The following is a 12,186-nucleotide window of genomic DNA, read 5'->3' on the forward strand; positions in this document are numbered from 1 at the left end:
TAGCAATCACGGCGCAGGACACGTAAGCCGCAGTTTCAAACCCCACCCGCGAGTTCGTGCCCCTCCAGCCCGTTACCATGGAGCGCCCCACTAAGCCGTAGCTCGCCGGTCCGGCCTACGCTGCCGTCGACGCGCTACTCCAGCAACGCTTCGACGGCGTAGTAGCCTCGACCGACTTCGTGGACATTGTGCGCGTCCGAGCCATAAACCAGTGGGACGCCCATACGGCGTGCACGGTCAATAACCCACGGTAACGGATACAGTTCGTTATTGAACTCCTGGTACAGTCCCGCAACGCCGACCTCCAGGCTAGCACCCCGAGCGTGCATCGCGTGCAACACACGTATTACGAGGTACTCGCAATCGCGAGTGAGTGTCCGCGGTAGACCAAAGTAATCCTGAAATTGCCGCACCAACCCCATCTGGCCCACACATCGCGGTGTGTAAACACCCAAATCGGCATGAACAGCGTGCAACAGCGTAGAATAGTACGACTTGAATAAGTGTTCCGGAAATTGCAACATGTCACCAAAACCGGTAGCAAAATCGTCCGGCGTAGTATCCAACTCCCACAACTTGCCGTCCCGCCCGCGCAGGTAGTGTAGTGCCAGTATGTTGTTATCAGTTAGCGGGCCCACCTCATTGAGGAAGTTGATCGTCCACCCTTCCAGTCCCGGCAGGTAATCCACTTCAAAGCCAACGTGGATACGCAACTGGTGCGCATACTTTCTTTGCAAAGACTGGGCGTACTCGAGGTACTGCGGCACCTGATCCATTGACATTGCGGCTAACTGCCTCAATTCAGTGTTGCCACCAAACTGGTCCGCAAACTCCGCCGGCAAAGGTGCCCGCTCCATCATGGCGTACTCCTTAAAGCCCATGGCAATGGCCCGTTGAATCATTAGTTCGGCATCTTCATCGTGACTTTGCGGTGAAAATTGCGTATGCGTGTGCCCATCAATTTTGAGCATCTGCGTACCCCCTCGTATACATATTAGCGAGTAGTGTAAACCAAAATGGTAATCAACCACCGACTATATTAAAAATGTCACAAATTCTTACGTTATTTAAAATTGCAGTTCAACGGCCGCAAAAAGGTTGCGCCGGTAATCCCTTCTCGGAACTACCGGCGCAACCTTTGAAGCCGCAACACTATTCACGGTGTGCTAGCTGCTGATAACGTTCATACCACAGGTTGATGTACGCCTGCGAAAACGGGCCCTTACCGTGGTCAATCCAATCCACTAACGTATTCACGTTAGCCTTCAAAATCCGGTCGGTGGTCTTGGGGTACCCCCACAACTTACTGTGGGCCTCATATTCATCCACATCAAGCAACCGCTTGTCACCGTCCGGAAAAACCTTGACGTCCAGATCGTAATCGATGTACTTAAGGGCCTCCTGATCAATGGTCATCGGTGAGGCCAAGTTACAGTAGTAGCTCACCCCGTTATCGCGAATCATCGCAATCACGTTGAACCAAAAGTGGCGGTGAAAGAAGAGCACTGCCGGTTCGCGCGTAACCCACCGACGGCCGTCGCTTTCAGTGACCAACGTGTGGTCGTTGCAGCCAATGATTGCGTCATCGCTCGTCTTCAACACCATCGTGTCACGCCAGGTACGGTGTAAACTACCGTCATGCTTGTAGCTCTTAATTGCTACGTAGTCACCCTCCTTGGGAATCTGCATTTGGCTAACCTACTTTCTAATCTACTCGCTGTGTGCGGGCGTAATTCTAGTTACTGCACACATTGCCTATATATCATATAGATTGTACCAAACTTCAAAGGGTTTCTGGGAAAAAGTCAGTGTGTCACCAGTGACAACACGTGAACCACTACTAACAAAGTTTGCCCCCACTACTCATCATCGTCCTCTGCCTCAATGTCATCCAGAATATTGTCAATCAGGTCATAACCAAAGCCCTTACGCACCAGCGCCTGCTTGACCTTCATACGCCGTTCACGACCCGTGTACCGGTGCTTTTGGCGCCACACTTTGCGTGCCGTGGTGAGCAACAAATCGTTTTCTTGTTCCTCATCACGTTCTGGGGCGGCCGTAGCGATAATCCGATCGATGTCATCCCCATCGAACCCCTTTTGCATCAAAGTTGTCTTCAGGCTGCGCACTAACGCTACGTGCGACTTGCGCGTCCCGTGCCGCACCACACGCTGAGCAACGCGCGTACCAACAGCTAACCGCTGCTCTGGCGTGTACTCCGCCACAGCGTTATCCACCAAATCGGCGCTAATGCCCTTCTGCCGTAACTTAGCGGTTAACTGCCGCGGACCCCGGTCACCCATCGTCACGTTGTCGTCTACAAAGTACTGCGCATAGTTAGCATCATTAATGTACCCACGCTCCTGCAAGCGTGCCACCACCGTCGCAATCGCGCCTTCAGGAATCTCCTCGTCGACCAGGCGGTCATGCACCTCCTTGGCCGTCCGCGACTGGTGGCTCAAGTACGTCACCGCGACGCTGGTTGCACGCGATAACGCGTCCTCAGCCTGAACGTGGGCCGTCTGCACATCATCCAGCTCGGCCCCCTTAATGAGTCGGAAGCGCACCAACGTGTCCTCACTGACCCCAAAGGCAAATTTACCGTCAAGAAAAATGTTATAGTAGCCGCGCCGCTTTTGCGGGGTAACCGCCGTAATTACTGCCATATTATCCACCAACCTTTTTACTGTTGTCTACGCCAATGTTACAATAACTGCAAAGACTGATGCAGGAGGGTCGCCCATGTTTAGAGATTACTTTTTTAATAAACAGAGTGAGCAAAGCTTCCGCCTGTTTAAAATCATTAAGTCGTTCGACGCGGCCAACTTTACCGTCAACAAACTCAGCCTCATCGTGGGTATGGGGTACGCGCAAACGTACAAGGCGTTTCGTTCCATCCTGAGCGACCTGGTCACCCTCACCGGCAAGCAACCCGCCAGTGATAAGGAACCTGAATTTGCCATGATGTCCGCGGATGTGGACGTAGACCAATACCAATTTTTTTTTACTCCGCAAATCGACCAGCTTCCAGTTTTTCAGTGCCAGCTTGCTGAATGACGGAGTCGATACCAAGGAATTCTGTGCGGTCCACAATATCACACTGCGCACCCTCAAGCGGTTGATTGCACCGTTCCGCGAGTACCTCCAGGAACACAACATCGACATCGATATGACGCTGGGGCGCGTAACCGGCGAAGAACTGCGCATCGTGTTTATGATGCACGAATTTTTCAGTCAGGGCTACCGTGGCGGTCCGTGGCCGTTTACCAATCCCGACGAGGCCGAAACAATTGCTATGTACAACGCTACCAATTCGGCCGAACCTGGGAAGGGGTTCCCGGCACACACCATGCCCACGCGCAGAGCACTGATTGACATCGCCACCGTGGCGCTGCGCATGCGGCAGGGACACGTTAACCGCCTTAATCCACGCCTAATCACCATTTTCAGCCGGCGGGATCCCATCCCCACCATGAACATCACACCGAAATTTTTCCCGGAATTGTCCGAGGACGAAACGCGTCGGGCCCGCCTGACCGCCTACTTTTTCTGGACTAACCTACCAACGTTAGCCACCGATAACCGCGCCATCAACCGGGAATATTGTGAATACATGCAAAGCTTTCCCAATCCGGTTGCCAGCCTGGTCCATCAGCTGCGCGAATGTATTGCCCAGTTATTGTCGGCGCAGCAGCGCGACGTTTTCCTATCTAACCAGGTCGTTGAAACCAACATGTACAAGGCCGTGCTCAACTACTACGTCCTCGAGGCTCCCGTCGTCAAGGTTTCAGATTTCAGTGAGAATCGCTACCAGATGAAGCAGTACCAGCAACTACTTGATGCCATCCATGCCAGTATCATGAGTATCCCCAAAGACGAACCGGAACACGTTTTTGTTCGGCTGGCCCAAGGCATCGAGGAATCGGTGTTCACCACGATGGCCCCCATCCTGCCCATGTTCAAAACGGTCGAGCCACTGAAAGTGCGGGTTGAACTCGAAAGCGAATCATTTCTGAACAAGGACATTATCGGTTTCCTGAACAGCTTTGCCGTCATCAAGGTCCTACCGCCTAACAGCCCTGTACCACCGGACGTCATCCTGTGTTCAATCGACCACTACGATCGGGTCTACGCGCTGACCCACGCGACCGTACCGGTGGGCGACCACCAACCGACCATCATATACTGGGGTAACCGCTCTGAGGATACGGATTTGCTCCACATTCTGGAACGCGTGGGCAAACTCGCCGACGACAAGGCCGCCGCCATTACGTGCGACGGGCCTAAATAACCAGAGTATAAAGATGCCATCATCACGCTCACAGGCGTTGGTGATGGCATCTTTGCATTGCTGGATTTTTTAGTGCACTGGCCGCGCCCGGAAACCCCGAAAGAACACAATTCCTTCGTACGCCACCACCATGATAATGAGCCCCGCCAGGGCCACAAAGTAATTATCGAGCCAGTGCAGCACGTAGGCTAGGAGGATGAGGGCAAAGATGATGCCAAAGAAAATCATCTGGAACACGCGGTCAGCTTCGATGACAAACTTAGCGTCGGTCGCTTGAAAATGAATTGGCGTACGTCGCGTCATGCGGCCAACCCGGTATTCAACCTGATCGCCACGGTGGACATCCAAGTCAATACTGTCATTGTCGTGTAAGGTGTGCGCTTCGCCGTTGTGCCATACGGTCGCAATCACCCGTGGTGCTGACTGGTTTGTGTACGTGATTTTCATGTTATTTTCCCCTTTTGCGTTCGACGTACGGGTACGCCGTCCGCCACGAATCTGCTTTCATTATACCAACCACGGCTCTAAATACCCACCCCCGGACAGATTTTACCCGGCTAATTTGCTATAATGGCGAGGAATACAAACGGAGGAAAATATGGATCAAATACCAGCGGGGACACGCTTTCCCCTCACCATTAAGCGACTTGATATCAACGGGGCCGGCATCGGCTACTACAAACGGAAGATTACCTTTGTTCCGGGTGCCCTACCGGATGAAGTGGTCGTGGCTGAGGTCACGCAGGACCATGAGCGCTACATTGACGCGCGGGTGCACCGAATTCGTAAACAATCACCAGAGCGGGTACAGCCGGTTGACCCACTGTATGGCAAAGTAGGCGGCATTGAGCTCGGAGCCCTCGCCTACCCGGCGCAATTACGTTTTAAAACGGACGTCATCCGCCAGTCGTTAGAACGTTACCGTCCACGCGGTTACGAGCACTACGATGTGCGCCCAACCATTGGCGCGCCGCAACCGCTGCATTACCGCAACAAGGCTCAGTTCCAGGTACGGGTGGTTGATGGCCACGTGCGGGCAGGACTCTACGCTCCTGGCAGCCACGACCTAGTCCCACTGAGCGACTTTGCCACGCAGATGCCCGTCGTGTCGGCTACCATTAACGAGCTTTGCCAAATAATGGAAGACTTAGGGACGCCAATCTACGATGAGGGCCACAACAGCGGTATTGTGAAGACTCTAGCGGTCCGCGCATCGGTCGCTACCGGCGAAATCCAGGTGACGTTTATCACTAACTCCGCCAAGTTACCGGGCAAGGGTCGCATTTTGGCCCGCATCGCGCAGGACCTGCCCGCGGTAGTGAGCGTCAACCAAAACGTTAATCCCGGCCGCACGACGTTGGTGTGGGGTCCGGAGACAAAGTTGCTGGCGGGTGAACAGTACATTACGGAACGACTTAACGGTATGGACTTCTTGCTGTCGCCACAGGCATTCCTGCAGTTGAACCCTATGCAAACGACCCGGTTGTACCAAGAGGCATTAACCGCTTTGGATTTGGCCCCGCACGAAACTTTGGTCGACGCCTACTGCGGTGTCGGGACGCTCGGATTAAGCATGGCGCATACGGCGGCCACGGTTCGGGGGATGGATACCATTCCGGCGGCGATTGACGACGCGCGGGCGAATGCGGAGCGCAACGGCATCAAGAACGTGCAATACGAGGTCGGCAAAGCGGAAGACGTATTCCCACGCTGGCTGGAGGAAGGCTTCAGACCGGACGCGGTGATTGTGGATCCGCCCCGCACGGGTTTGGAAGGCAACTTTATCCCTGCGCTACTGAAGGCGCGGCCGAAAAAATTTGTGTACATCAGTTGTAACCCATCAACGTTAGCGCGCGACTTAACGAAGCTCACGCAGGCATACCAGGTGGAGTATATCCAGTCAATCGACATGTTCCCACAGACGGCAAGGTGTGAGGCGATAACGGTGTTTAGAGAGCGGAGACCCCGCGGGTAGAAACTGAAACATAACTCGCTTTGACAGTGAAGCCTGGGCTTGGCTTCATTGTCAAAGTGGGTTATGTGCAAGTTTCTGCGGGGCGGAGCTCGTTTTAGAGAGCGGACCCGGCCGCTTAGAAATTAGAGCATAAGTCGCTAACGCTAATTATTCCCAGTAACTCACACAGGAGAAAGAAAATGAAAATCTACTTTGCCAATGGCCTATTCAGCCAGGCTGACTTTGATTTTAACGCGAAAATTGTCGCGCGCCTGAGGGCCGACGTAACCGGCCTCGACATTTACCTACCGCAGGAAAACGACAGTATTAATGACAAAGAGGCCTACGCCAACTCCAAAATGATTGCGCACGCCGATACCGATGAGCTGGTCGCCAGTGACCTGGTCATTGCGGTGCTTGACGGCATCACCATTGATGCCGGCGTCGCATCCGAGATTGGTGTGGCTTACGCTAAGGGGATTCCCGTCATCGGTCTGTACACCGACAGCCGACGTCTGGGTGCCACCAACCAGCAAAAGCTGGACGCACTGCAAGAGGTAGCGGAAAACCAGTTCCACTACATGAACCTCTACACCACCGGATTAATCAAGCTCAACGGTGAAATCGTCACGTCGGTCGACGAACTAGTCGAAGCAGTGGCGGGCCGCAACTAAAACTGTTATGAACGCACAAAGCGGGAGCCAACATCACGTTCGATGTTGGCTCCCGCTTTGTGTCTATTATGGAGTTAGTCCGCTACTCCGGACGTTCTTCGTACTGCCGTTCCTGATTCTCTACGCCCGTCAACACATAACGACCGCTAAGATATTGTGGGTCGGCCGAATAATCGTCCGCCGAGTAAGGCACTTTGTTGTTAAACACGCGCTCATACTCCGCAACGGATAGTCGCTGCCGGCTGTCCAGGTACTCCCGGTGCGCGTCCGCGTGGAGGAACCGCGCAAAGCCCTCCTGCAACTCACCACTAAAGAATTCACCGACCGCGCCGGAGCCGTACGAGAACATCCCCAAACGGTCACCCGCCTGCACGTGTCCGTCGTTTTCCAGCAGGCTAACCAATCCCAGGTACAACGAGCCCGTATAGATGTTACCAATCCGCCGACTGTAGACAGTGGATTCCTGGTAGGCATCGAGCAGTGCCGTCTGCTTGTCCTCACTTACCTCGGGTAACGCGGTCCAGAAAGCCTTCAACCCCATCTTGGTGTATGGCAGGTGGAAGTTAACCGCCGCAAAGTCATCCAGAGTCAGTCCTGTTTGCTGCTGGTAACGGGCCCAAACGTCATCAAAGAACTTAATGTACTGCTCCGTGGAATACTTACCCTTCGCTAAGGCCAGGTCGGTGTATACTGGCCGCCAAAAGTCCATGATGTCGCGACTCATGAAGACGGAGTCATCATTAATGGTCATGATGGCCGGATTAGCACTGATCAGCATTGCAACTGCTCCAGCGCCTTGGGTCACTTCACCGCCGCTGTTCAAACCGTACCGCGCAATATCGGCCGCAATCACCAATGCCGTCTTGTCGGGGTGCGCTGCCACGTAATCACGTGCAGTCATTAATCCTGCCGTTCCGCCGTAGCAGGCCTGCTTAATCTCGTAGGTACGCACCCACTCTGGCAAACCCAATAGCCGCTGGATGATCACGGCCCCAGACTTGCTGGCGTCAATGCCCGTTTCCGTTCCCAGGATCACCAAGCCAACTTTGCTGGTATCAATGTCATCAATAAACTCAGCAGCAGCGTTCGCACCCATCGTTACAACGTCCTCGCTGCTCGGGGCAACTGCCTGTTCACTTTGACCAATCCCAATGATGAACTTATTTGGGTCTACCCCGCGAGCCTCAGCCAGGTCCTTCAGGTCAACAAAGAAATGTGGGCTGTACATGCCCAAACGATCAATCCCAATTTGCATTGTGTGTTACGCTCCTCTTCATTTGTTTACATTAACTTTTACTGACGCATTTGGTGCAGTAGGCTTTGCGCCCGCGCAATCGTTTTATCGCCGTCCTGTAGCTGCTGGGTCAATAAGGCAACCTCGGCGCCCACTGCACCGGCCGCTACGGCCAACGCACCAGCCTGTAGGTGCATGTGTCCGGCTTGAATCCCCGGGCCAACCAGCGCGCGAATCGCGGCGAGGTTTTGCACCAAACCCAACGCCGCCAAAATGGACTGCGCGTCCGCAACGGTCTTAATGCCTGCCAACCGTTGCGCAAGACCCGCACGGTGTAATGCACCCACGGCACCACCGACGACGCCCAACTTGAGGGGGACGGCCAACTCACCATGGAGGCGTGACTCCGCCACCCACCACCGCGTCAGGGGCAGGTAACGGCCCGTCCGAGCAGCGTACGCGTGCGCGCCGGCTTCCACAGCCCGGTAGTCGTTTCCCAAGGCAATGGTGGCGGCCGCGATACCGTTCATCACGCCCTTATTATTGGTGGTAGCCCGATCAATATCGAGTAGGGCAAAGTCGCTGGTGCGGGCAATCAGTTTTGCAACCGTCGCCCCGTCAGCATGCCGCGTAGCAACCGCCTCAACCGGCAGGTCCACGCGCGCAACCACCGCATCATCGCTGTAGTTACTGAGAATACTAATCAGTGGCTGCTGGTGTAGCCACCCACCGATCAGTACGCCCACCCGCTCAGCAATGGTGTTAACAATATTGGCGCCCATTGCCTGTTGCGGGTCAACCACCAGGGTGACCTTCACGAAGTCGTCCACGGTGGTAACCGTCACCGTTTGTAACCCGCCGCCACGACGCACAATCGACGGGTGGGCGGCTGCCGCCGCAGCTTTGATATCCGCCGTCTGCGCTCGAATCAAGCGGACGGCGTTGGGAGTGTCAGGGAGATCCGCAAAGACGACCTCGGCCGCTACCCGGTGTGGCGGCACTTGCACGGTCACACCGCCGCCAGCGAGCGCCATCCGCGCCCCGTTGTTGGCCGCCGCTACCACGCTTGGTTCCTCGCCCACCAACGCCACATCGTGCGTGATGCCATTAACCCGTAGCCCTCGCACTAGACCCATGGGCAACGGAAACTGGCCAATTTGATTTTCGGTCAGGTGGTCCGCCGTGGCCTGTGGCAAGGGCGCATCCGCGAGTAGTAACTCCGCATCGCCCGCGGTCAACATCCCCGAGTCCACCAGGGCCCGGACGCGCTCCTCACGCGTCAACTGGTAAAACTTTTTCATCCTACGCCTCTCGGTGCAACCGTAAACCCATGCCCAGACCGCCGCCAATACACAGTGCGGCAATACCCGTCGTCGCGTCGGCCTGTTGCAGGTCATGAATGAGCGTCGTCACAATGCGTGCGCCCGACGCGCCGAGCGGGTGGCCCAAAGCCACGGCCCCACCATTCACATTGACCCGCGCGTCATCTAAGCCCAGGTCCCGCACGACCGCAACACTTTGAGCCGCAAAGGCCTCGTTAATCTCGTAACGGTCGATTGCGTTCACCTGAACGTCAGCACGTTGCAACAGCTGCTTCACCACGTACTTAGGTGAGTAACCCATCAATTCGGGGTCGACGCCCACTTCCGCAAAGTCGTCAATCACGGCTTGGTAAGTCACCCCTAGCCTCTCAGCAGTCTCTTTGCTCATCAGCAGCATGGCGGATGCCCCGTCGTTCAATCCACTCGCATTGCCGGCAGTGACAGTACCGCCGTCCTGGAACGCTGGACGCAGACGGGCCAGCTTAGTTAAACTGGTATCAGGACGTGGTGCCTCGTCCGTCGTCACCACCACGTCACCCTTCTTCTGGTGCACGGTGACGGGCACGATTTCGGCCTCAAAGCGACCAGCCTCCTGTGCCGCGACGGCCTTTTGGTGGGATGCAAGGGCAAAGCTGTCCTGGTCCTCGCGGCTAATGTTGTACTGCGAGGCAACATTCTCCGCGGTAATACCCATGTGGTGCCCGGAAAAGGCGTCCAGCAGGCCGTCTTTGAGTAGCCCATCAGTGAACTGGGCGTTACCTAAAACGTGCCCCCAACGCATCTGGGGCGCGTAAAACGGTACGTTACTCATGCTCTCGGTGCCACCAACAAGCACAACGTCCGCTTCACCCATTTGGATGGCGGCAGCTCCTAGGTGAATTGCCTGGAGCCCGGAACCACACACTTCGTTGACGGTCATCGCCGTGCTACTGTGGGCCATGCCGCTGTTCAACGCAACCTGGCGGGCCACATTCTGTCCGTTGTTGGCCTGATACACGTTACCAAAGATGGCGCGGTTAACTTGGTCTGGTTGGAGCCCAGCCCGATCAATGGCCGCTTGCGCCGCAACGACGCCTAATTCAACGGCACTCTTACTAGATAGTTCCCCGCCAAACTTACCGATAGGTGTGCGTACTGCACCCGCAATTACAACTTCTGTCATCTTATGCCACCATTCATTATTATTCGTTCAGACTTATAATGTTCCGTGATTTCTATTTTATCAGACCAAACTGGGCTAGCGTATATACTTTGCAAAGCCTTAAGGTTCTACGAAAGGAGCGCTCAGTATGCGCGTTATCGACCTACTAGCCCTCATGGCTGACCTCAACCAAAATACCACCATCTGGATGCATAGCGCGGAGCAACCGTTGCGGGTAACCGGCGTGGCCCCTACCGACCCCGATACCCCTGACCAGTTAGTGCTGACCACCGCGCCAGCACCAGCCCACGCCCTCAAGCGTTGGGAACTAATTATGTTGACGCAGGCACCCGCATTACGCCGGTGCACGGTGTACGCTCAGGTGGACGACCAGCTGGTGCCCATCTTCGGCTTTGCATTCCAGGACGGCGCAATCGTGTTGCACTAACTGGGCAGCCGCTTCATGAGCTTCCGCAACCCTTCCCGGTCAATCAGGGTTACCCCCAACTGGGTGGCCAAGTCATTGGCCGCGTCCGAGAAGGTGCTGTTGGTCAGCACCACCGCCTGGTCAAGCTGGTAGTACTCCTTGCCGCTCCAGACTTCCTGGACGGCGTGATTACCCACAAAGCCGTTGTAGCGTTTGCACTGCACCCCAAACTTAATACCCTTCTTGGTGGCAATTACGTCCACACCCTGATCACCGCTACCCTTGGTTTGCTGAATCCGCGTATACCCGTTGCGCTTCAGCAAGAACGCGCAGAAATTTTCAAACTCCAACCCGTCCATCGCGTCGACGTGCGCCATGGTGATGTCGCGAAACCGGAAATGGTGCCAGAACACCCATACGCCAACACTGACGGTAAACAGGCAAATCACCACAAAGGCGGTGGGATCACAAATAGCGTGCCAAGACTTTGGCACCATATCCCGAGCCCACAGACTGTATACCAACGCAACCACCATGAGTACCCACAATAACTGCACTAACCGGTGGAGTACCCGCTTCAATAACCCTAACATGTTTGTACCTCGTTTAGAGGGTGGAGCAAGGCGTTTAGAAAGCAGAGCCTAAGTAACTACCACCGAAAGGCCCGCACTTGGGCTTTTGGTGGTAGTTGCTTAGGCGGCGCTTTCTGCCTTGCGCAACCCGTTTCGTTACACTTAAGGTTAGCAGAATGTACGGTTTGCGGCCATGTGCACGTGCGATTTTTAATGGTTTCACTAACCAAATACACACCAAAACAGCCCCGGCAACCATCACTACGATACAAATCGTGACGGGAGCCGGGGCTGTGCTATTTTGATGATTACTTCTTCGGTGCCTTGGCACCCTTATCGTCGGCCAGCAGGCGCTTGCCGAGTTCTTCCAGGTATGGACGCAACTTGTCCTTCACCTCTGGGTGTGTCAGGCCGTACTCAATGGTAGTCTGGACGAAGCCAAACTTGTTACCTACGTCGTAACGGTCACCAGTAAACTCGTGGGCAAAGACGCGCTGGGTTTCGTTCAGCTTGTCGATGGCGTCAGTCAACTGAACTTCGCCACCCTTACCAGGCTTCAGGTTGTCCAGGA

The 12,186-nt window shown here is 55.1% G+C and carries 13 protein-coding genes and 1 pseudogene; 5 read left to right on the plus strand and 9 right to left on the minus strand.

The features are described 5' to 3' along the window. Positions 1–134: 134 nt before the first annotated feature. The 3 genes from hisJ to recX all read right to left on the minus strand — a co-directional run bounded on the left by hisJ (position 135) and on the right by recX (position 2,666). Positions 135–971, minus strand: coding sequence for a histidinol-phosphatase HisJ (gene hisJ / locus LPA02S_RS08250; protein ID WP_054648648.1), 837 nt, complete (start codon positions 969–971; stop codon positions 135–137). Positions 972–1,152: 181 nt separating this feature from the next. After that, a complete protein-coding gene (gene ntdP / locus LPA02S_RS08255) occupies positions 1,153–1,689 on the minus strand; it encodes a nucleoside tri-diphosphate phosphatase (protein WP_054648646.1) in 537 nt (178 codons plus the stop codon). Between the two features lie 170 nt (positions 1,690–1,859). Then, positions 1,860–2,666, minus strand: a complete 807-nt coding sequence (gene recX / locus LPA02S_RS08260; RefSeq protein WP_054648645.1) for a recombination regulator RecX — start codon at positions 2,664–2,666, stop codon at positions 1,860–1,862. Between the two features lie 76 nt (positions 2,667–2,742). Between recX and LPA02S_RS08265 the strand changes: the two genes are divergently transcribed. Beyond that, the gene (locus LPA02S_RS08265) at positions 2,743–3,057 is read left to right on the plus strand and encodes a hypothetical protein (RefSeq protein ID WP_056956527.1); all 315 of its coding nucleotides are present in this window, start codon (positions 2,743–2,745) and stop codon (positions 3,055–3,057) included. Then, positions 3,047–4,291 (plus strand): helix-turn-helix domain-containing protein, encoded by a 1,245-nt coding sequence (locus tag LPA02S_RS08270; RefSeq protein WP_054648640.1) that lies wholly within the window; start codon positions 3,047–3,049, stop codon positions 4,289–4,291. The genes LPA02S_RS08265 and LPA02S_RS08270 overlap by 11 nt, the downstream gene beginning before the upstream one ends. A gap of 69 nt (positions 4,292–4,360) precedes the next feature. On the opposite strand, the gene LPA02S_RS08275 is transcribed toward LPA02S_RS08270, so the two are convergent. After that, positions 4,361–4,738: a hypothetical protein gene (locus LPA02S_RS08275; RefSeq protein ID WP_056956526.1), complete on the minus strand. Its 378-nt coding sequence runs from the start codon at positions 4,736–4,738 to the stop codon at positions 4,361–4,363. A 151-nt stretch (positions 4,739–4,889) separates the two neighbouring features. Here LPA02S_RS08275 and rlmD point away from each other — a divergent pair, with 151 nt between their 5' ends. Together rlmD and LPA02S_RS08285 are read left to right on the plus strand one after the other, a co-directional pair. Next, positions 4,890–6,266 carry a 23S rRNA (uracil(1939)-C(5))-methyltransferase RlmD gene (gene rlmD / locus LPA02S_RS08280; protein WP_056956525.1) on the plus strand — a complete coding sequence of 459 codons (1,377 nt, stop codon included), beginning with the start codon at positions 4,890–4,892 and terminating at the stop codon, positions 6,264–6,266. Between the two features lie 179 nt (positions 6,267–6,445). Continuing rightward, the gene (locus LPA02S_RS08285; RefSeq protein WP_054648633.1) at positions 6,446–6,919 is read left to right on the plus strand and encodes a nucleoside 2-deoxyribosyltransferase; all 474 of its coding nucleotides are present in this window, start codon (positions 6,446–6,448) and stop codon (positions 6,917–6,919) included. An 82-nt stretch (positions 6,920–7,001) separates the two neighbouring features. Here LPA02S_RS08285 and LPA02S_RS08290 read toward each other — a convergent pair whose 3' ends face one another. From LPA02S_RS08290 to LPA02S_RS08300, 3 genes are read right to left on the minus strand one after another with little or no spacing between them, the layout of a single operon-like run. After that, the gene (locus LPA02S_RS08290) at positions 7,002–8,174 is read right to left on the minus strand and encodes a hydroxymethylglutaryl-CoA synthase (RefSeq protein WP_054648632.1); all 1,173 of its coding nucleotides are present in this window, start codon (positions 8,172–8,174) and stop codon (positions 7,002–7,004) included. A gap of 38 nt (positions 8,175–8,212) precedes the next feature. Then, positions 8,213–9,454 carry a hydroxymethylglutaryl-coenzyme A reductase family protein gene (locus LPA02S_RS08295; protein ID WP_056956524.1) on the minus strand — a complete coding sequence of 414 codons (1,242 nt, stop codon included), beginning with the start codon at positions 9,452–9,454 and terminating at the stop codon, positions 8,213–8,215. Position 9,455: 1 nt separating this feature from the next. Then, positions 9,456–10,637 carry a thiolase family protein gene (locus LPA02S_RS08300; protein ID WP_056956523.1) on the minus strand — a complete coding sequence of 394 codons (1,182 nt, stop codon included), beginning with the start codon at positions 10,635–10,637 and terminating at the stop codon, positions 9,456–9,458. A gap of 127 nt (positions 10,638–10,764) precedes the next feature. Between LPA02S_RS08300 and LPA02S_RS08305 the strand changes: the two genes are divergently transcribed. After that, positions 10,765–11,064: a hypothetical protein gene (locus LPA02S_RS08305; RefSeq protein ID WP_056956522.1), complete on the plus strand. Its 300-nt coding sequence runs from the start codon at positions 10,765–10,767 to the stop codon at positions 11,062–11,064. Here the strand turns inward: LPA02S_RS08305 and LPA02S_RS08310 are convergent. Together LPA02S_RS08310 and LPA02S_RS08315 are read right to left on the minus strand one after the other, a co-directional pair. Continuing rightward, the gene (locus LPA02S_RS08310; protein WP_173585382.1) at positions 11,061–11,624 is read right to left on the minus strand and encodes a restriction endonuclease; all 564 of its coding nucleotides are present in this window, start codon (positions 11,622–11,624) and stop codon (positions 11,061–11,063) included. The genes LPA02S_RS08305 and LPA02S_RS08310 overlap by 4 nt on opposite strands. 299 nt (positions 11,625–11,923) lie before the next feature. After that, positions 11,924–12,186: pseudogene (locus tag LPA02S_RS08315) on the minus strand (UTP--glucose-1-phosphate uridylyltransferase); the annotation flags it as partial.

The organism is Lacticaseibacillus pantheris DSM 15945 = JCM 12539 = NBRC 106106 (assembly GCF_001591865.1).
GTDB classification, from domain to species: domain Bacteria; phylum Bacillota; class Bacilli; order Lactobacillales; family Lactobacillaceae; genus Lacticaseibacillus; species Lacticaseibacillus pantheris.